Source organism: Pseudomonas sp. SDO5271_S396 (assembly GCF_054071795.1).
This window is the reverse complement of record NZ_JBSVWB010000001.1, coordinates 58300-77101: the sequence shown is the minus strand read 5'-3', so window position 1 is coordinate 77101 and position 18802 is coordinate 58300. Positions and strand designations below refer to the sequence as shown.

The 18802-nt window shown below is 62.6% G+C and carries 14 protein-coding genes and 1 pseudogene; 5 read left to right on the top strand and 10 right to left on the bottom strand.

Annotation, left to right across the window (positions count from 1 at the left end):
* Nucleotides 1–43: 43 nt before the first annotated feature.
* A pseudogene (locus ACW9IN_RS00390) lies at nucleotides 44–1618 on the bottom strand ((2,3-dihydroxybenzoyl)adenylate synthase); the annotation flags it as partial.
* 255 nt (nucleotides 1619–1873) lie between these two features.
* Between ACW9IN_RS00390 and ACW9IN_RS00385 the strand changes: the two are divergent.
* Together ACW9IN_RS00385 and ACW9IN_RS00380 are read left to right on the top strand one after the other, a co-directional pair.
* The gene (locus ACW9IN_RS00385) at nucleotides 1874–3655 is read left to right on the top strand and encodes an ABC transporter ATP-binding protein (RefSeq protein ID WP_457364003.1); all 1782 of its coding nucleotides are present in this window, start codon (nucleotides 1874–1876) and stop codon (nucleotides 3653–3655) included.
* Nucleotides 3639–5351 (top strand): ABC transporter ATP-binding protein, encoded by a 1713-nt coding sequence (locus ACW9IN_RS00380; RefSeq protein WP_457364002.1) that lies wholly within the window; start codon nucleotides 3639–3641, stop codon nucleotides 5349–5351. The genes ACW9IN_RS00385 and ACW9IN_RS00380 overlap by 17 nt, the downstream gene beginning before the upstream one ends.
* Before the next feature lie 3 nt (nucleotides 5352–5354).
* Here the strand turns inward: ACW9IN_RS00380 and ACW9IN_RS00375 are convergent, their stop codons facing one another.
* The 3 genes from ACW9IN_RS00375 to ACW9IN_RS00365 all read right to left on the bottom strand — a co-directional run bounded on the left by ACW9IN_RS00375 (nucleotide 5355) and on the right by ACW9IN_RS00365 (nucleotide 9451).
* Nucleotides 5355–6245 (bottom strand): helix-turn-helix transcriptional regulator, encoded by an 891-nt coding sequence (locus tag ACW9IN_RS00375; RefSeq protein ID WP_457364001.1) that lies wholly within the window; start codon nucleotides 6243–6245, stop codon nucleotides 5355–5357.
* A gap of 181 nt (nucleotides 6246–6426) precedes the next feature.
* Nucleotides 6427–8496: a TonB-dependent receptor gene (locus ACW9IN_RS00370; protein WP_457364000.1), complete on the bottom strand. Its 2070-nt coding sequence runs from the start codon at nucleotides 8494–8496 to the stop codon at nucleotides 6427–6429.
* A gap of 100 nt (nucleotides 8497–8596) precedes the next feature.
* A complete protein-coding gene (locus ACW9IN_RS00365; RefSeq protein ID WP_457363999.1) occupies nucleotides 8597–9451 on the bottom strand; it encodes an AraC family transcriptional regulator in 855 nt (284 codons plus the stop codon).
* A gap of 109 nt (nucleotides 9452–9560) precedes the next feature.
* On the opposite strand from ACW9IN_RS00365, the gene ACW9IN_RS00360 reads away from it, so the two are divergent.
* Nucleotides 9561–9971, top strand: coding sequence for a hypothetical protein (locus ACW9IN_RS00360; RefSeq protein WP_457363998.1), 411 nt, complete (start codon nucleotides 9561–9563; stop codon nucleotides 9969–9971).
* Nucleotides 9972–10098: 127 nt separating this feature from the next.
* On the opposite strand, the gene ACW9IN_RS00355 is transcribed toward ACW9IN_RS00360, so the two are convergent.
* Entirely contained in the window at nucleotides 10099–10449 is a 351-nt protein-coding gene (locus ACW9IN_RS00355) for a hypothetical protein (RefSeq protein ID WP_457363997.1), read from the bottom strand.
* Between the two features lie 103 nt (nucleotides 10450–10552).
* On the opposite strand from ACW9IN_RS00355, the gene glsB reads away from it, so the two are divergent.
* Both glsB and ACW9IN_RS00345 read left to right on the top strand, forming a co-directional pair.
* Entirely contained in the window at nucleotides 10553–11461 is a 909-nt protein-coding gene (gene glsB, locus ACW9IN_RS00350) for a glutaminase B (RefSeq protein WP_457364238.1), read from the top strand.
* A gap of 140 nt (nucleotides 11462–11601) precedes the next feature.
* A complete protein-coding gene (locus tag ACW9IN_RS00345; protein WP_457363996.1) occupies nucleotides 11602–14577 on the top strand; it encodes an amino acid adenylation domain-containing protein in 2976 nt (991 codons plus the stop codon).
* 23 nt (nucleotides 14578–14600) lie between these two features.
* Here ACW9IN_RS00345 and ACW9IN_RS00340 read toward each other — a convergent pair whose 3' ends face one another.
* From ACW9IN_RS00340 to ACW9IN_RS00320, 5 genes are all read right to left on the bottom strand, one after another.
* Complete coding sequence (locus ACW9IN_RS00340) at nucleotides 14601–15044, bottom strand: cupin domain-containing protein (protein ID WP_457363995.1); 444 nt, start codon at nucleotides 15042–15044, stop codon at nucleotides 14601–14603.
* Between the two features lie 89 nt (nucleotides 15045–15133).
* Nucleotides 15134–16399, bottom strand: coding sequence for an NAD(P)/FAD-dependent oxidoreductase (locus ACW9IN_RS00335; RefSeq protein ID WP_457363994.1), 1266 nt, complete (start codon nucleotides 16397–16399; stop codon nucleotides 15134–15136).
* Nucleotides 16396–17148 carry an amino acid ABC transporter ATP-binding protein gene (locus ACW9IN_RS00330; RefSeq protein ID WP_457363993.1) on the bottom strand — a complete coding sequence of 251 codons (753 nt, stop codon included), beginning with the start codon at nucleotides 17146–17148 and terminating at the stop codon, nucleotides 16396–16398. The genes ACW9IN_RS00335 and ACW9IN_RS00330 overlap by 4 nt, the downstream gene beginning before the upstream one ends.
* A complete protein-coding gene (locus tag ACW9IN_RS00325; protein WP_457363992.1) occupies nucleotides 17145–17813 on the bottom strand; it encodes an amino acid ABC transporter permease in 669 nt (222 codons plus the stop codon). The genes ACW9IN_RS00330 and ACW9IN_RS00325 overlap by 4 nt, the downstream gene beginning before the upstream one ends.
* Nucleotides 17810–18592 carry an ABC transporter substrate-binding protein gene (locus ACW9IN_RS00320; RefSeq protein ID WP_457363991.1) on the bottom strand — a complete coding sequence of 261 codons (783 nt, stop codon included), beginning with the start codon at nucleotides 18590–18592 and terminating at the stop codon, nucleotides 17810–17812. The genes ACW9IN_RS00325 and ACW9IN_RS00320 overlap by 4 nt, the downstream gene beginning before the upstream one ends.
* Nucleotides 18593–18802: the final 210 nt, after the last annotated feature.

Genomic DNA, 18802 nt, shown 5'->3' with positions numbered 1-18802 from the left:
GGTAGCGCTGGCGGGACTCGGCATTGGGCTGGAAGCGTTGTTGCAACTGGCGCTTGTCGAGTTTTCCGACGCTGGTCAGCGGCCAGCTGTGCAGGGTTTCCAGCTGGTCCGGCCACTTATGGCGAGGCAGGCCCAGGTTCTGGAAATGCTGGTGCAGGGCACCGAGGGTGAAGGGTTGCGGCTGGCGCAGGATCACGCAGGCGCACACGCGTTCACCCAGGCGTTCGTCGTTGAGGGCGACCACGGCGGCGTCCTGCACCAGGGGGTGTTCGCGCAGCAGTTGTTCGATTTCGGCGGCGGCGATTTTTTCCCCGGCGCGGTTGATCTGTTCCTTGATGCGGCCTTCGACCACCAGGTTGCCGTCGGCGGTCCGGCGCGCCAGGTCGCCGGAATGGAAGAAGCCGGCGGCGTCGAATACCTGCTGATTGTGCGCCTCGGCACGGTAGTAGCCGCGAATGGTGTAAGGGCCGCGCACGATCAGCTCACCCACGTCACCCTCGGCCACCGGCAGGCCGTCGGCGTCTACCAAAAGTACCTCGTCGGCGGTGCAGAGCGGGCGACCCTGGGTATTGAGGATGACCGCCTGCGGATCATCCAGACGGGTGTAGCACAGCAGGCCTTCGGCCATGCCGAATACCTGTTGCAGGGCGCAGCCAAGGACCGGGGTGACCTGCGCGGCGACATCGATGGATAGCCGCGCGCCGCCCACCTGCAACAGGCGCAGGCTGGACAGGTCGCTGTGGTCCCATTCCCGAGCCTGCAACCACAGCTTGACCAGTGGCGGTACCAGCGCGGTGTGGGTCACACGGTGACGTGCGATCAGATCGAAGGCTTCATCGGCCCCGGCGGTGCGGGAAAACACCACGCGCCCGCCGCAGGACAAGGCGCCGATCAACCCCGGGCAGGCCAGCGGGAAGTTGTGGGCGATGGGCAGCGCGGCGAGGTACACCGCCTCCTGGTCGAACCCGCACAAGCGCGCCGAAGCCATGGCGTTGTAGGCGTAGTCGGCGTGGCTGCGGGGGATCAACTTGGGTGTGCCGGTGGTGCCGCCGGAGAGCAGCAAGAGCGCGGTGTCGTGTGGGTCCACCGGCGCCGGTTCGTGTACGGCGCCGTCGACCCGGGCCAGTGCCACGCCGCGTTGGGCGACTTCACCGGCAATGATCAAGTGGCGCAGGGAAGGGCACAGGTCCAGTTGGCGTTCGGCCATGGGGCGGTAGTCAAAACCCAGGAAACGTTCGGCGACGATATAGGCGGTGGGTTCGGCCAGTTCGCACAGGGCCTGGATCTCGCGCTCGCGGTGCGCCGGCATGGCCAGGATCGGCCATGCGCCCAGACGCAGCAGGGCGAACAGGGTGCGGGCGAAGTCGATGCCGTTGGGCAGTTGCACCAACACGCGGTCGCCACTGTGGATGCCGAGGTCAGCCAGCCCGCCGGCCAGGCAACACACCTGGTGTTCGAAGTCGCGGTAGCTCAGTTGTCGCTCACCTTCGATCAGGGCAATGCGCGGTCCGAAGGCGCGGGCCCAGCCTTGCAGATGCTCGTTCAGGCTCTGGGGTTGCCACAGTCCGCCGCCGGTGAGGTGCTGGGTCTGGGTGTCACGCCAATGAAGAGGGTGCATGGATCGGGCTCCTTGTGAGGGTCGCTGGAAATCGGGTTTGTTGAGAATCATTCTCCTTATTCGACGAGTGGACTGCCCGAAACCGAACGTCATGGCCCTGATCCGAATTTTTTGGTTACAACCTTATGCCCAAAAGTGCGCAGTACCGGGCCAGCAATAATTCCCATCCGGGGGCTGTGTGAACCGATCAGGGGAGCCGGCGGCGGGCTGCTTGATCAATCATTCATCCACACTGAAAGCAGGCTGGGGGCCGCGATGAATATTGAACAGGCCGACACACCGCCACCGAGCTGGCGCTGGCTGCTACGGGGTCAGGGACGACGCTTGGGCCTGGCGGTGGCCATGGCTGTCGCGGCGGCGGCGGTGGAATTGCTGCCGTTTTTTTTGCTTGCCTGCGGGGTGAACCGGGTGGTGCTGGGCGGGCCCGGCCTGGGGGCGGACCTGACGGTGCTGGCTGGCTGGATGGCGCTGGCGTTGCTCGGCAAATATGCGCTCTACACCCTGGCGTACTACTTGAGTCATGTGGCGGCATATCGGGTGTTGCTCAACACCCGGCGCGCGCTGGTGCGGCATTTATCGTGGGCGCCGTTGCCATGGCTGAGTCGACTTAGCAGCGGCGAGCTCAAGCAGCGGGTGATCCAGGACGTGGAACGCATGGAGCAATTCATCGCCCACCACAGCGTGGAGTGTGTGGCCGCGCTATTGAGCCCGTTGTGGGTGTTTATCGCCTTGTGTTTTCTCGACTGGCGCCTGGCGCTGTGTGCCTTGTTACCGGTGCCGCTGGCGCTGCTGGCCCAGGCCTGGATGATGCGTGGCTTGGGCGAACGGTTGGCACAGTACGCCGGCGCGGTGGATGACCTGGACGGCGCCGTACTGGAGTTTTTGCGCAATGCGCCGCTGATGAAAGCCTTCCGCCAGGACGCGCGCTCGTTCAAGCGCATGCGCGAGGCCCTGGCGCATTACCAGCACCTGATCGGTCGCATGATCGGCCTGACGGTGCCCGGTTGGTCGGTGTTCGTGGTGCTGCTGGGAGCCAATGTGGCGGTGTTGTTCCCGGTGGGTATCTGGCTGTATGCGGCGGGGCAGTTGACTCAGGCCGAACTGGTGCTGGTGCTGATCCTCGGTACCGGCATGTTGCGCCCGTTGTTGCGGGTGGCGCGGCTCAATTCCCAGGTGCAGGAAATCATGGGCGGTGTGCGGCGTTTTGCGCCGCTGCTGGTGTGGCCTCGACCTGCCCACGGGGATGAGCACGCCTTGCGACAGCCGCTGGCGGTGAGCTTCGACGCGGTGTCGTTCAGCTATGACCGCCAGCCGCTGTTGCAGTACCTCGATCTGCACTTGCCCGCTGGCAAAATGACTGCGCTGGTTGGTCCGTCGGGCAGTGGCAAAAGCACCCTGGCCTGGCTGCTCGGCGGGTTGCTGGACGCCGACAGCGGGCGCGTGCTGCTCAATGGCGAACCGTTGTCGACACTCGGTGAAGCGGCCCGCGCGGCGACGGTGGGCGTGGTGTCCCAGGACGCCTTCATCTTCCAGGGCTCTTTGTTGGATAACCTGCGCATCGGCTGCCCTGAGGCGACACCTGCGCAAATCGCCACGGCCTTGCACGTGGCCCAGGCCGATGACTTTGTGCGCGCGTTGCCCCAGGGCCTGGACACGCTGATGGATGAGCGCGGGGTGCGTTTGTCCGGTGGCGAACGCCAGCGCATCGGCCTGGCCCGGGCGCTGCTGGCCGAGACGCCGATCCTGGTGTTGGACGAAGCCACCGCTTTTGCCGACAGCCGCACCGAGCAGCGTTTCTACCAGGCTCTGCGTGCTACCTGGCCAGACAAGACGCTGCTGGTGATTGCCCACCGCCTGACCAGCATCCGCGAGGCCGAGCAGATCGTGTTGCTGGAGCGCGGGACGATTCAGGCACAGGGCACCCACGCGCAATTGCTGGCAAGCAGCAGTACTTACGCGACGCAATGGCAGCATCAGTTCGACAGTGAAGACTGGACCATCCGGGAAGGGAGTACGCGGCATGCACGGGTTGATTGAAGGGCTGCGCCAAGTGGTGAGCATCGCCGATACCCGCTCGCGCCGACTGTGGCTGGGCCTGGGGCTGCGCGTGCTGGAACGGGCGTGCGCGATTGCACCGTTTTTTCTCGGGTTTGTGTGGCTGGTGAGTGAGCCCACGCTTTCTTTGTGGTGGCTGAGCATCGGTTTGCTTGGGCTGTTGGCGGCGCAGTTGGTGTGTTCGCACTTCGGCCAGCTCAACAGCTTTCTTGGCGGCTATGAATTGATGCAGGGTTACCGGCGGCACTTGCTCGACCATGTGGGGCGGCTGCCTCTGGGGGCGTTGCGTCAGGAGCGTATCGGGCATATGGGCGAGCGCTTGACCGAGGACGTCAAGCGTATCGAAACCCTGTTCACTCACGTGCTCGGCGAACTGCTGGCGGCGCTGGCGGTGCCCTTGCTGTGCATGCTGGTGCTGGTGTGGGTGGACTGGCGCCTGACCCTGGCCTTGCTGGTGACTTTGCCCGCGGGGTTCTGGTTGTTGAACCGGCTGAGCGGGTTCTTCCTGACCGCAGGTCGGCGCAAGCAGCACAGCTTTTTGCAGGCGGCGGGGCTGTTGGTGGAGTTTATCGCCGGGTTGCGCACCTTGCGCCTGTTCAATCGTGCCGATGCCTGGCGTGGGCGCCTGGACCAGCAGTTCAGTGAAATCGAACGGCACAGCCTCGGGGTGGAGGTGTGGGGCGGCAGTGCGATTCAGCTCTACCGTTTGTGCGTGGACCTGAGCCTGGTGTTGCTGTTGCTGACGGCGAGCGCGCTGGCGGACATGGGGCAATTGCCGTTGATGACCTGGTTGCTGTTCGCCCTGGTGACACCGCGCCTGCTTGATCCGTTGCTCGACGTGGCGGCCTACCTCAGCGAACTGCGCGGGCTGGCCCAGGCCCAGTCGCGTTTGCAGGCGTTGCTGGAGATCGAACCGGTTGAAGAGCCTGCCCGGACTCAGTCCATGGAGGGCCATGTTGTGCGTTTTCGTGAAGTGGGCCTGCGCTATCCCGAACAACCGGAGTGGGCGTTGCAAGGCCTGAATTTCAGCGTGGAGCCGGGGCAGATGCTGGCGATTGTCGGCCCGTCCGGCGCTGGCAAGAGCAGCCTGTTGCACCTGCTGGCGCGGTTTTATGACCCGCAGCAGGGGCGCATCGAATTGGGCGGAGTGGATATTCGCGAGCTGCGTCTGGACCAGCTCTACGCCGCGTGCAGTTTTGTGTTCCAGGACGTGCAACTGTTCGACGCCAGCGTGCTTGACAACGTGCGCTTGGGCAAACCCGAGGCCAGCCTGGCGCGAGTGCGCGAGGCGTGTATTCAGGCCGGTTGCGATGGGTTTATCCAGCAGTTGCCCCAGGGCTATGACACGCCGATCGGCGAGAATGGCCAGCGCCTGTCCGGCGGCGAACGCCAACGCTTGTCCATCGCCCGTGCCTTGCTCAAGGATGCGCCGATTCTGTTGCTGGATGAGGCCACGGCGTCGGTCGACCCGTCGGCCCAGTACGAGATTCAGCGCGCGCTGTCGCGCCTGGCCGAGGGGCGCACCGTGATCATGGTGGCGCACCGTTTGCGCACGGTGCGCCATGCCGATGTGATTCTGGTGCTCGACCGCGGCCAGGTCGTCGAGCGCGGCCGCCACGCTGCGTTGCTGGCGCAGGGCGGGCTGTATGCCGAGTTGTGGCAACAGCAGGCCGGCTGAGGCTTACTCGAGGGCGCCGCGCCGGGCATCGCGCGGCAGCACGCCGTACTGTTTGCGAAACGCCACGCTGAAGTGGCTGATGTTGCTGTAGCCGAGCATGGAGGCGGTGTCGGTCACCCCATGCTGTTGCAGCAGTTGGCGCGCCTTGCCCATGCGTTCACGCTGGAACAGCGCGTAGATGCTCACATCGAACATCGCCTTGAACCCGCGCTTGAGCTTGAGCTGGTTGAGCCCGGTTTCGCGCGCCAATTGCTCGATGGTTGGTGCGGCGCTGAGGTCCATCAGCAGACGTTCGCGCGCCGCCAGCAGTTGCTTCTGTTCGCGCCGGGAAATCTGCTCGCTCTGATCCTTGGGGTTGAACGCCTTGAGGTGCCAGGCGAGGAATTCCAGGCTGGCCGAATGCACCAGCAGCGGTGAGGCCGAATCATCCCCCAGCAGCCGCTCCAGGCGCAGTGCGGCGTCCTTGATGCGTTGGTTGCCGTGGGTGGTGTGCAGGCAGAAATTACCTTCGATGCTTTCGCCCAGGCGCTGGTAGTCATCACCGGCCAGTTCGCTGAGGCGTTGGGGGGTGATGCGCAGTTCGAGGTTGCGGTGGGCCGGGGCGAATTCCAGCTCGAAACGTTCAGCGGGAGCAAAGCTGGTCATCACCTGGTCTTTGCCCAGGTGCAGGCCCTTGCGGCCGACGCGTACGTCGATATCGCCGTTGAGCATGCAACTGAAATGCAGGTGAGGGTTGTCGTCGAGGGTGCTGATGCGCACGGCCTGGTTGGCGTCGAAGGTCACCAGGGACACCTCCAGGCCGGGCTGTACCACCTGGGTGCGCACGTGGCAACCGGGTGGCCCGGCCTGGGGGGCGGTTTCGTCGAAAAAGGTGGAAGCGCGCAACTGGTACATGGTCGTCCTCGCAGGCGACCGCCCAGAAGACCTGGGCGGGGGGCAGACGGCTCGCAAGTTTCCCTGTTCCTGCGGTGCGCCGGTTGGCGTCACCGCATTGCCCGGAAGTCCCTGCGAGCATTCAAGATGTGTCGCAGGTTATTACTAACGGTTCTCATTTGCAAGGTTGTAACACCGCGCTTCAGAACTCCATGCCGACCCGTACACCCAGGGTGCGCGGCTGGCCGGCGATGACCATGCCGTTGGACATGGCGCGGGTGAAGTAGGTGGTGTCTCCCAGGTTCTTGCCGAACAGGCCGATGGTCCATTGCTTGAGGCGATAGTCGATGTTGGCGTCCCACAAGGTGTACGCGTCCTGGGACTGCGTCGCGTTGGGGTACAGGTAGGACTGGCCCTGGCGGGTGAGGCCGGTGCCCACGGTGATATGGTCGGTGGCGGCCCAGTCCATCGACACGCCATAGCTGTGCTTGGGTGTGCTGGGGAACTGTTTGCCGGAGTAATCGACGGCGCCGCGGGTGTAGTCGTCGAACTGGGCTTCCAACAGACTGGCGTAGGCGTTGACTTGCACCGAGTCCAAGGGACGTACGGTAGCGGTGAGTTCCAGGCCCTTGTTGTGGGACTTGCCGGCGTTGCTGGTGGAGGTTTGGCCACCGCCATCCTCGACGATCACTTGCTGATCACGCAGGCGGGTGTAGAACACATCGGCACCCACTTCCCACACCTTGCTCGGCGCGCGATAGCGATAACCCAGCTCGGCGTAGCTGCCGTACTCGGGGTTGTAGGCATCGCCGGCGGTGGCGGCGGTGGTGGAGTAGGTGTTGAAGCCCGAAGCCTTGTAGCCGCGCGCCAGCACCAGATAGGTGAAGTGTTGTTCGCTGGGGCTGTACTCCAGGCTGAAACGCGGGAGTGCCACGGTCTCGCTGACCTTGCGGTCGTTGAACGATTCGAGGCTGGCAAAGGCGGTGTCCGGCACGCCGTCACCGTCGCTGTCGAACAGGCCGCCTTGCTGGCTGCTCCAATCCATGGTGCGGCGGTTGTGTTCCACGCGCAGGCCGACGGCGGCGCGCCATTCCGGCTGGAAGCGCCAGCCCAATTCGCCGAAGGTTGCCACGGTGTCGCCTTCGACTTTGGCCTTGGTGTCGCTGAGGAAAAACGGGCTCAGGTCGAACGTGTAGGGCGCGTCACGCCGCACATGGGAGAGGAAACCGCCCACCAGCCAGTCGATATTGCCGTTTTTGCCGTTCAGGCGCGCTTCGCCGGAGTATTGGCGAGTCTTCATGTCGTAGCCGGTGGGGCCGCCGAACAGTGACTTGGGCAGCCAGTAATCCCATTCGGTCTGGTTGGCGCCGACGTTGACCACCAGTTGGGTGTCATCGGCAAAGTGTTTGCGGTATTCGCCGGTGAACAGGGTGTATTCGGTGTTGTTGGTGCCGGGGTCGGTGGCGTTGGACTGGTACTTCTTCGCCAGGTCGCGGGTAGCGAAGTAATCGTTATCGCCATGGGTGTTCATGTGGTGCAGGCCGAAGCGCCATTCGCCGCCATCGTCGTCCAGATGCAGCAGCTTGATGCGCCCGAAGCCGCTGTCCCAACCGGCGGTGTCGTGCCGGCCCAAGGTGGAGTTGGCGATCATGCCATCGTTCTTTTCACCGCCGACGGTGACGCGTACGGCGGTGTTCTCGGTCAGTGGAAGGTTGCCGGTGACTTCCGCGCGCTGTTGGTTGTGGGTGCCGTATTCGAGTTTGACCTTGCCACCGGCGGTGAACTCCGGGTCGCGGGTGCGCAGGGCGACCAGGCCGCCCATGCTGTTCTGCCCGTACAGGGTGTTTTGCGGGCCGCGCAGGATCTCGATCTGGTCAAGGTCATACAACTGGCCGAGTACCAGGCCGTTCATCGGCACGCCGTCGATGTATACGCTGTTGCTGATGCTGTCGCCTTCGTCATCGGAAAAGCCCAGGCCGCGAATCGTCAAGGCCGGCGTGTGCCGGGTGAAGGTGCTGAAATACAGGTTGGGCTGGCGCTGGGCCACATCGCCCAGGGTGTCGAGGTGGCTGTCCTCGACCTTTTCGCCCTTGATAACGCTGACGCTGTTGGCCGTCTTGAACTGCGGCGTGTCTTGCTTGGTGGCGGTGATGACGGTGGCGTCCAGCTCTTCGATGTTGACGTCGGCAGCCATTACCGGTTGCATCAACGGCAGGGTGCAGGACAACAGCAGGGCACAGCGTACGGCTTGGGAAAGGGAAGAACGTTCCATGGGGTCCACGCCTGAAGGGGAATGGTGCAAATGATACGGGTTCTCATTTTGCGCACTACCCGATTCGGGTTTTAAATCACCCGATTGCAGTGCAACGTTGCTAGCCTTTTGCCTCCTTGAGCGCAATGGTCGCCGGCGACGGAGATTTCAACGCCCCGGTACGGTCCGCCAGATAACGTGCCGGCGGCTGGCCCACGGTCTTGCGGAACATGGTGATAAAGCCGCTGGCGTTCTCGTAGCCCAGGTCCAGCGCCACGCGCTGCACGCTCTCGCCCTTGGCCAGGCGTTGCACCGACAGGATCACATGCAATTGCCGGCGCCAGCGTCCGAAGCTCAGGCCCAGTTCCTCCAGCAGCAGGCGGGTCATGCTGCGCTCGCTCATGCCGATGCGCACGGCCCATTGGTCGAGCGTGGCCTTGTCGGCCGGATCGGCCAGCAGGCGATTGGCCAGGCGCCGCAGCCGCAGGTCCCGAGGCATGGGTAAGTGCAGGTCTTCGACCGGCGACTGGGCCAGTTCATCCAGCAGCGTGCCGATCAGGCGCCCTTGTGCGCCCGCTTCGTCGTACAGCTGTGGAAAGCCAACGGCCTTGCTGATCAATTCATGCACCAGCCCCGACACCGCCAGGGTGCAGCACTTGGAGGGCAGGGCGTTGGCGGCCTGCGGATCGATCAGCAGGCAATACACCTGCGCTTCGCCGTTGCCGCGCGCCGCATGGGGAATGCTGCCGGGTATCCACAGCGCGCACTGCGGCGGCACCAGCCAGATCCCCGCTTCGACTTCGCAATGCACCACACCGCGCAAGGTGTAGATCAATTGACCCTTGAGGTGCTGGTGCTGCACGTGCTCCCAGCTTTCCGACGCACTGCTGGCACCCACGGCCACCACGGCGCGGGGGATCAGGTCGGCGTTCATGGCTATGTGCGGGTCATGGGTCTGGAGACGATGCTGTTTCATGGCGCTACGACAGGTTGGCTGAATTGCGAAATAGTCTGGCTATTCTGTGCAATGCCGTCCAGTGGCTTGGCGATTAAAGTGAGATCAGTTCTCAATAAGGAGCTCAGTCATGCGATTCGACAGTTCAACGTTTCCCGTGGTGAATATCTTGTTCGACGCACCCAGCGACAGCGGGCCGGAGGAAGTTTTCGGAGCCTTCGAAGGCTTGTTGGCGCGCCAGCAACCGTTCGTGCTGCTGCATGAAAAGGCCGTCGACGAACACAACCACGAACATGCCCATGAGGAGCGCCGATACGCTTCGATCTGGATGAAAAAGAACCGCCAGGCGCTGCGCATGTTCGTCAAAGGCATGATCCAGGTGGAGCCCAGCGCCGCCAAGCGCCTGGCGCTCAAACCGTTCACCGTGACGTTCGGCAAGGCCTGGGGTTATCCGCTGCTGGTGGTGGAATCCAGTGATCGCGCCTGGGCGTTGGCGCGGGATGTGCTGGATGAGCGGGTGTCGGATGTGGCGCAATTCTGAACAACGGCACACTTCCACAGGGGATTGGCTGTGGCTGGAAAAGCGCTGCCAGCAGGGCCATCGCGCCGGGCGCATAGAGATCCAATGTGGGAGCTGAGTTGCTCCCACCGTTTCATCGAAGCGTCGTTCAGTCGATGCAGATCGCCCGGCCCAACTGGCCTTTCTCCACCGTTGCCGAGCAGCCGAAGTGGCCGTTGTCCGCCTGACAGGCGCCGGTCACCGGGCCTTTGCCCGATTGGGTGGTGACGCTGGTCTGGCATTCGCCTTCGCACTGGCTTGAATCGGTACAGGCCTTGCCCGCGTCCTTGTAAGGCGTGATGCATTGCCAGCTTTGCAATTTGCCGACCTGTCTCATCGTGCCGCCACCCGCCAGGCACTCGGAGGCGCTGGCATTCTTGGCCGGTGGCGTGGTGGTGTGTGGGGTCGAGGTGCAGGCGCTGACCAGCAGCAGGCTGGCGAGGGCGAGGTAGCGTTTCATTCGGGGCATCCTGAGTGCAGAAGGGGAGCGCATCTTAGCATCCGCTTCGGGTATCCTCCGCGCCCCGCGATCACTGATTCAACGAACCATGACAGCACAAGACATGCAGGCGATGCTTGCGTCGATTCTCGATGAAGTCCGCCCCCTGATCGGCCTCGGCAAAGTCGCCGACTACATCCCCGCGCTGGCCGATGTGCCGGCCAACCAACTGGGCATCGCCGTGTACGGCAACGACGGTTCGGCCTATTGCGCCGGCGACGCCCACACGCTGTTTTCGGTGCAGAGCATTTCCAAGGTGTTCAGCCTGGTGCAGGCCATCGACCATGGCGGTGAAACCATCTGGGAGCGCCTGGGCCACGAACCTTCGGGACAGCCGTTCAACTCGCTGGTGCAGCTGGAGTTCGAGCGCGGCCGGCCGCGCAACCCCTTTATCAATGCCGGTGCGCTGGTGATCTGCGACATCAACCAGTCGCGTTTCGCCGTACCGATCCTGTCGATGCGCGATTTCGTTCGGCGTCTGTCGGGCAACCCGCAGATTCTGGTGGACAGTGTGGTCGCCGACTCCGAGGCCCGGCATGGCGCGCGCAATGCAGCCATGGCCTACCTGATGAAATCGTTCGGCAACTTCCACAACGATGTGGACGCCGTGCTGCACAGCTACTTCAACTACTGCGCGCTGCAAATGAGCTGCCTGGACCTAGCGCGCGCGTTCAGTTTCCTGGCCAACGAAGGCGTGAGCGCCCACAGCGGCGAACAGATCCTCACTGCCCGCCAGACCAAACAAGTGAACTCGATCATGGCCACCAGCGGGCTGTACGACGAAGCGGGCAACTTCGCCTATCGCGTGGGCCTGCCGGGCAAGAGCGGCGTGGGCGGCGGGATCGTTGCTGTGGTGCCGGGGCAGTTTACGGTGTGCGTGTGGTCGCCGGAGCTGAATGCGGCGGGGAACTCGCTGGTGGGGATGAAGGCGCTGGAGTTGTTGAGTGAGCGGATTGGGTGGTCGGTGTTTTGAGGTTATAGGTGTTATTAGAAAACACGCTTAAAAACTGTCAGTATTGACAGGTTACGTTTTGAAGCGTGCGAGGAAAAATACGGGGTTCAACGTGCCACGCAGTGTGTTGGCGAGGAGCTATTCGTCAGGAGGATCCTGAAATGTCGCCGCTTACAGTGCTGCACGCGTTTCGCCAGCAGGTCGCTCAAAATCCAAAGCATCTGGCAGTCGTAGGCCTTGATCAGCAACTCACCTACGCTGAGCTTGACTGTCAGAGCGGCACCATAGCCGCGCATTTGCAGCGAATGCAGATCGGGCCCGGCGACTTGGTGCTGGTGCAGGCCGAGCGTTCGGTGGCCTTGATCATCGCGCTGCTGTCTGTGCTCAAGACCGGGGCCGCCTATGTGCCGCTCGACCGGGCACTGCCGCAAAACCGCAAGGAGTATATTGCCCGGCAATGTGGCGCCTCCCTGGTGCTTTCAACTCGGTTCGATGATCAGGCCGCGCTGCCCGATTGTCGCCTGGTCTCCGTCGACGAACTATTGGCCACGCCGCAAGCTTCAGTATTTCAGCCGGTCGAGATCACGCCTCGCGATGTGATGTACGTGATTTTTACCTCCGGGACTACCGGGAATCCAAAGGGCGTCGTCATCGAACATCGCTCGGTGATCGAATTGCTGCGGGTACACAACGCCAATCTGGGTATCGGCACGTTCAGCCGTTCCACGTTGATGGCAGCGGTGGGTTTCGATCTGAGCCAGGCGGAGATCTGGTCAAACCTGATCGCGGGTGCGTGCCTGTTTGTGCTCGATGAAGAGTCGCTGCTCAACAGTGCGGCGTTCCTGGCCTTTTGTGTGAACCATCACATCACCCATGCCTTTGTACCGACGTTAAGAATCTACGACGTTGTGAATGCCTCGCAACCGGACGGTCTGAAACTCGAATACCTCTACACCTGCGGGGAGAAACTGCATCCCGTCGCGCTGGAGCATTTGCCTTATCGGCTGGTGGATTGTTATGGCCCCACCGAAACGACGATTTTCGTGACCTCGCACGTCGTGCAGAGCAAACGACTGAAACGGCCTGACACCATCGGGTTTCCCATAGGTGCCTGCAAGGTGTACATCCTCGACGAGCAACAGCAGGAAGTTCCGGCGGGGGGTGTGGGCGAGTTGTGTATCGCCGGCCCTTGCCTGGCACGTGGCTACCTTGGGGCGCCTGAGCTGACTGCGCAGCGTTTCATCCATTCTGAAACCCTTGGTTGCCGCCTGTACCGCAGCGGCGATCAGGCCCGAACGCTGGAGGATGGCAGCCTTCAGTTCCTTGGCCGGCTCGATGGGCAAGTCAAAATACGCGGCTACCGTGTTGAACTCGGCGAGATTGAAGCGCGTTTGCTCAAGGAACCGGCTGTTCGAAGTGCTGCGGTCGTGGTGGTGGACGAGGGGACGCAGGCGGAAAAACGGCTGGTGGCGTTTGTCGTGCCCACCAGTCGAAAACTGCACCCGATGCAGCTGTCAGCCAACCTGCGCCGTAGCCTGGAGGCCGACTTGCCGGATTACATGGTGCCGTTCGAATACGTCTGTCTGGAGGTGTTGCCGAGTAACGCCAATGGCAAGACGGACAAGGTCGCCTTGCTTGAAAGGCTGAAGCATCAGAAACCCGGGTCCCTGGACGTTGAGCGATTTACCGACAAGCATCAGCTTGAGGTTGCACAGGCTTGGTCCGAGCTGCTGGGCCATGCCGAGTTTTCGCCGAACGACAGTTTTCTTGAAGTGGGCGGCCATTCACTGCGTGTTGCGCAGATGGCCCACCTGTTATCCGCTCGCTTCGGGCTGTCGGTGTCCGTTCGCGATGTCTATGAGCATGGCGTGCTCAAAGACCTGGCCGCCGAGCTTGGGCGTCGCACACAGGCAGGTGCGCAAGAGCGGATCCAGCCGGCGAGCGAATTCGAGAAAGACCTGTACCTGGACCCCGACACTGAGTTTTCAGACCATTTTGACGATGCTCAACTCAGTTGTCCCACCCACGTCCTGCTGACCGGCGCGACCGGATTTGTCGGTATCCATCTGCTCAAGGAGTTGCTTGAGACCAGCGAGGCCCTGATCCACTGTCCAATCCGTTGCGACTCACCGGCAGCCGGGCTGGCGCGGCTTCAGCAGATCAGCGAGCGCTATCACGTCCAGATACGGTCCGATGACTGGGCACGCGTGCAGGTTTGTGTCAGTGACCTGGCCAAGGCGAACATGGGGATAGAACCGGCGACCTATGCGTGGCTTTGTACGGCAATCGACGTGGTTGTGCATTCAGCCAGCGCGGTCAATTTCATCCGGCATTACTCGCACATGAGGGCCGATAACGTCGAAGGCCTCAGGCGTGTCCTGCGTTTTTGCGGTGACGGAAAGACCAAGGCCTTGATGCTGATGTCGACCATCTCGATTTACAGTTGGGGGCACCGTTACACCCACAAGCGCCGTGTGTTCGAGGGTGATTCCATCGATGAAAACCTGCCGGCCATCCGGCACGACTTGGGGTACGTGCAAAGCAAGTGGGTCATGGAAAAGATCGCTGATCTGGCGGCAGCCAAGGGATTGCCTTTGATGACATTCCGTCTGGGATATGCGACTTGTCACAGCCGCACCGGCGCCTGCGCCGAATACCAATGGTGGGGGCGGTTTATCAAGACCTGCCTTGATAAGGGCGCGGTGCCGGACCTGCATCAAATGCGCGAGGGTTTGACCACCGTTGACTACATGTCCCGGGCCGTCGCTCACATTGCCCGTCAACCCGCAGCCTTGGGCAAGAAGTTCAACCTGTGCCAGACCGCGCGCACTGACCTGAGCCTCAAGCAGTTTTGCGCGCGGGTTGGCCGGTATTACGGGCGACGTCTGGCGGTGGTGCCTTACGCACAGTGGGTAGCCTTATGGGAGCACGACCTGGAATCACTGCTTTACCCGCTACTGGGGATGTTCAAGGATGATATGCACCACGGTGAAACCATCCTCGAGCTGTACCAGCGCAACTACGCGTGGGATCGCACCAACACCCGGATGTTTTTACGGGGCAGCGGCATTCACGAGTCCGAATTATCCGGGGAGGTGCTGGCGCGTTATCTGGAATGGTTGCAGCGCCACGCCTGAAGCGTAACCGCCTCTTTAGAGCGTTACTTCTTCGTGGCCTCTGCATCGTAAATCGCATAAATCTTTTCGTAGCCCTTGGTCTCGAACACTCCCGTCCAGCCTTTGGGAATGGACACCGACTCGCCGGCCTTGACGGTGATCACCTTGCCGTCGGTGGAGGTGAGGGTTACGCCGCCGGCAGTGAAGTACAGGAACTCTTCATACGGCGTGCCCGGTGCGCCCAGTTCTTCGCGCATCGGGCCGGATTTGTACATGCCGGTCTGGAAGGCTTTGTCTGCGGATTCGTGGGTCACCACGTCAACGGTCGGAGCGCCGGCGAAGGTGCCTTTGACCGCGTCGGGGCGTGAGAAGATGCTGCCGCTGACTTGTTCGTGGGACGTCTTGGTGGGGCTGAGCGTGTCAGCCATGGCGACGCCAGTGCACAGCAGCGGGGCGGTCAGGAGGGCGACAGCGAGGGTGTGTTTCATGGTTCTCTTCCTTGGGCGAGCATTTTGCGGGGAATATTCGCGGGTATAACGTTTCAGCGCCGCTGAATATTCCCTGCAATCGACAATGCCTACAAGGACAGCCGATCCAGCAAGCTGTACCACGCCACGCCGGCACCGATGTAAAAACGCTGCAACCCGTGCATCGGCAGGCGCTGCAACGGGGTCACCGGGTAGGCAAACGTCGGGCGGCTGTCGCACAGCTTGCCAGCCAGTTGCTGGCCCAGGCTGGTGCACAGCGCGATGCCCCGGCCATTACAGCCCAGCGCCAGGGTGAGCCCAGGTGCGGGCTCGTGCACATGGGGCATGAAGTCCCGTGTGATCGCGATACGCCCGGCCCAGCGGTACTCGAATGCCAACGGCCCCAGCTCGGGAAACAGCAGCGCCAGCGAGCGCTCCAGATGGGCGAAATCCGTGGGCGAGCCGGGGTCGTTGAACAGCCCGCGCCCGCCCATCAGCAAGCGGCCATGGCTGTCTTTGCGGAAATACAGCAGCAACCTTTGTGCGGTGGAAACGGTTTCCTGTCCCGGCAAAATGCTGTCGGCTGCGCGTCCGCTCAATGGCCGGGTGGCGACGATAAAACTGTTGGCCGCCAGGATACTCTGGGCCATGCCGGGCCATAGGTTGCCGCTGTAGCCATTGGTGGCCAGTACCACTTGATCGGCCCGTACCTGGGCGCCGCCGACGGTGGTCAATTGCCAACCCGAACCCTGGCGCTGCAAGTCGGTCACTGCGCTCTGCCCATGAATCCGAGCCCCCGCCGTCAACGCCGCACCCACCAACCCACGGGCATACGCCAACGGTTGAATCGCCCCCGCGCGGCCATCCAGCCAACCCCCGGCAAAGGCCGTGCTGCCCATGCGTGAAGCCACGGCGCTGGCGTCCAGGCGCTGCACCGGCACGCCGCGCTTGGCCCATTGATCGGCCCGGGCGTGCAGCCCGGCCACGCCTTTTTGGCTGTACGACACCTGCATCCAGCCTTTGCGTACCGGGGCGCATTCGATGCCGTGCTTGTCGATCAAGTTGAACACCAGGTCTGCCGAATTCGACACCGTGGCAATCAACGGCTCGGCGCGTTCCGGCCCGTACAGGCGCACCAGTTGTTCAGGGTCGTATTTGAGTGTGGGGTTGACCTGTCCGCCATTGCGCCCCGAGGCGCCCCAGCCCGGCTCATTGGCTTCCAGCACACATACGTTTACGCCGCGCTCGGCCAGGTGCAGCGCGGTGGACAGGCCGGTATAGCCGGCGCCGACGATGGCCACATCCACGTTTATCGATTCGCTCAACGCGGGCGTCGGCACCGCCGCCGGCGCGGTCGCTGACCACAATGACGTCATGACAGGCTCCGCGTTTCGCCAGTGGGGTGCAGCACGCGGCGCAGGAAGTCCTGGGTGCGCGGTTGCTGCGGGTTGCCCAGCACTTGCTCGGCCGGGCCGCTTTCGACGATGTAGCCGCCGTGCAGGAAACACACGCGGTCGGCCACTTCGCGGGCGAAGCCCATTTCGTGGGTGACCACGATCATGGTCATGCCTTCATCGGCCAGGGTGCGCATCACCGCCAGCACGTCGCCGACCAACTCCGGGTCGAGGGCCGAGGTCGGTTCGTCGAACAGCATGGCTTCGGGTTTCATCGCCAGGGCGCGGGCAATGGCCACGCGTTGCTGCTGGCCGCCGGAGAGTTGTTCCGGGTAGGCGTCGGCCTTGGCGCTCAAACCGACTTTTTCCAGCAGCACCAAGGCTTCTTCGCGAGCTTGCCTGGGCGACTCGCCTTTGACGTACACCGGGCCTTCCATGACGTTTTCCAGCACCGTGCGGTGTGGGAACAGGTTGAAGCGCTGGAACACCATGCCCATGCGGCTGCGCAGGGCATGCACGCTCTTGCTGGCGCGCTGCACCGTTTCGCCGAACGCGGTGATGCTGCCACCGTCGTAGGCTTCCAGCGCATTGATGCAGCGCAGCAGGGTGGACTTGCCCGAGCCCGAGGGACCGATCAGACACACCACCTCGCCTTTGGCCACGTCGAGGTCGACGCCATGCAGCACGCGGTGGCTGCCGTAATGTTTTTGCAGTTGGCGAATCTCGATCATGCTTTTTTCCTCCGGCTCAGGTGCTGTTCCATGCGGCGCAGGGCATACACCAGCGGCAGGCTCATCAACAGGTAGAGCAGGGCGACCATGGTGTAGACGGTCATGTTCTGGAAGGTCGACGAGGCGATCAGTTGGCCCTGGCGGGTCATCTCGGCCACGGTGATGGTCGACACCAGGGACGAGTCCTTGAGCATCATCACCAGTGTGTTGCCGTAGGGCGGCAGGGCGATGCGAAACGCCTGGGGCAGGATCACCCGGCGCATCATCAGTACCGAGCGCATGCCCAGGGCCTCGGCGGCTTCGCGCTGGCCCTGTTCGACGGCGATGATGCCGGTGCGAAAGTTCTCGGCCTGGTACGCCGAATAGGCGATGCCCATGCCGATCACACCGGCATAAAACGCGGTGAGGTGTACACCCATGTCCGGCAGCACGAAGTAGATGTAGAACAACTGCACGATGATCGGCAGGCCACGGATCACATTGATGATGGTGCTGGCCACCCACGACAACGCACGGATCGGCGACAGCTTGAGCAACGCCAGCACCAGGCCGATGGCACTGCTGAGCAGGAACGACAGCACGGTGATCTGGATCGTCACCCAGGCGCCTTGCAGCAAAATAGGCAGGAAGTCCTGGGCGTTTTGCAGGAACTCACTCAGGTTCATGGGCGCACCTGGGCATCGAGCCCCCATTTCTTGAGGATGCTGTCCAGGGTGCCGTCGGCCTTGATGCTGGCGATGGCGCTGTTCAGGCGTTCCAGGGTTTGCGTGTCGCCCTTGCGCACCACCAGGCACACTTCGCCGACGTTGGCGGGCTTGTAGTCAGGGGCAAGCTTCACGCCTTTGAACAGCTTCTGGCGAATCTGGTACGCCACCACCGGCTGGTCGCCTACGGCGGCCTTGATACGCCCCAGGGACAGGTCGCGAACCATCTCGCCGATGGAGTCGTAGGTGCGGATTTCCTTGAAGATGCCGAGCTTGTTGAGCTGGTCATAAAAGATGGTGCCGGCCTGCACACCGACCACTTGGTCTTTCAACGGCGTGAGATCCGGGTAGGCGGCGTTGTCGTCGGCGTTGACGATCAGCCCTTCACCGTAGGCATACACCGGGGCGCTGAAGTCGACGACTTTGGTGCGCTCTTCGGTCTTGAGCATGCCGGCCGAAATGAAATCCAGCTTGCCGGAGGTGAGGGAGGGGATCAGCGCGGCGAAATTGGTCTGCTCGATCTGGCTGGTGAAGCCGCCGGCCTTGCCCACGGCCTCGGCCACGTCGACCATTACACCCTGGATGCTGTTGCTCTTGATGTCGAGGAAGGTGAACGGCGAACCACTGGCCGTTGCACCGACTTTGTACGAAGACGCACCCTCGGCGTGCACGGCAGTGGCACACAGCGTGGCGCACAGGGCGAAGGCAAGGCGGCGAAACAAGGGCGAAAGACTGTTCATCGGGTTACTCCAGAAGGAAAACGGAAAGTCAGTAGCGCAAGCGGCTGCGGATGAAACCGCAAGCTCTGTGCCATTGCGATTGATATGAATCGTATATCGCTATAGAAAATCGACAAAATGAACCATTCGTATCGATATGCGATATTTTGTGGCCTGTTTTTGTGATTTGCGGTAGAAATATCGCCACGCTTGATCGACCTGACCGCGAGT

Coding starts and splice junctions, on each gene's coding strand:
- ACW9IN_RS00385 (WP_457364003.1), top strand. CDS start 1,874: ATGAATATTGAACAGGCCGACACACCGCCACCGAGCTGGCGCTGGCTG.
- ACW9IN_RS00380 (WP_457364002.1), top strand. CDS start 3,639: ATGCACGGGTTGATTGAAGGGCTGCGCCAAGTGGTGAGCATCGCCGAT.
- ACW9IN_RS00375 (WP_457364001.1), bottom strand. CDS start 6,245: ATGTACCAGTTGCGCGCTTCCACCTTTTTCGACGAAACCGCCCCCCAG.
- ACW9IN_RS00370 (WP_457364000.1), bottom strand. CDS start 8,496: ATGGAACGTTCTTCCCTTTCCCAAGCCGTACGCTGTGCCCTGCTGTTG.
- ACW9IN_RS00365 (WP_457363999.1), bottom strand. CDS start 9,451: ATGAAACAGCATCGTCTCCAGACCCATGACCCGCACATAGCCATGAAC.
- ACW9IN_RS00360 (WP_457363998.1), top strand. CDS start 9,561: ATGCGATTCGACAGTTCAACGTTTCCCGTGGTGAATATCTTGTTCGAC.
- ACW9IN_RS00355 (WP_457363997.1), bottom strand. CDS start 10,449: ATGAAACGCTACCTCGCCCTCGCCAGCCTGCTGCTGGTCAGCGCCTGC.
- glsB (WP_457364238.1), top strand. CDS start 10,553: ATGCAGGCGATGCTTGCGTCGATTCTCGATGAAGTCCGCCCCCTGATC.
- ACW9IN_RS00345 (WP_457363996.1), top strand. CDS start 11,602: ATGTCGCCGCTTACAGTGCTGCACGCGTTTCGCCAGCAGGTCGCTCAA.
- ACW9IN_RS00340 (WP_457363995.1), bottom strand. CDS start 15,044: ATGAAACACACCCTCGCTGTCGCCCTCCTGACCGCCCCGCTGCTGTGC.
- ACW9IN_RS00335 (WP_457363994.1), bottom strand. CDS start 16,399: ATGACGTCATTGTGGTCAGCGACCGCGCCGGCGGCGGTGCCGACGCCC.
- ACW9IN_RS00330 (WP_457363993.1), bottom strand. CDS start 17,148: ATGATCGAGATTCGCCAACTGCAAAAACATTACGGCAGCCACCGCGTG.
- ACW9IN_RS00325 (WP_457363992.1), bottom strand. CDS start 17,813: ATGAACCTGAGTGAGTTCCTGCAAAACGCCCAGGACTTCCTGCCTATT.
- ACW9IN_RS00320 (WP_457363991.1), bottom strand. CDS start 18,592: ATGAACAGTCTTTCGCCCTTGTTTCGCCGCCTTGCCTTCGCCCTGTGC.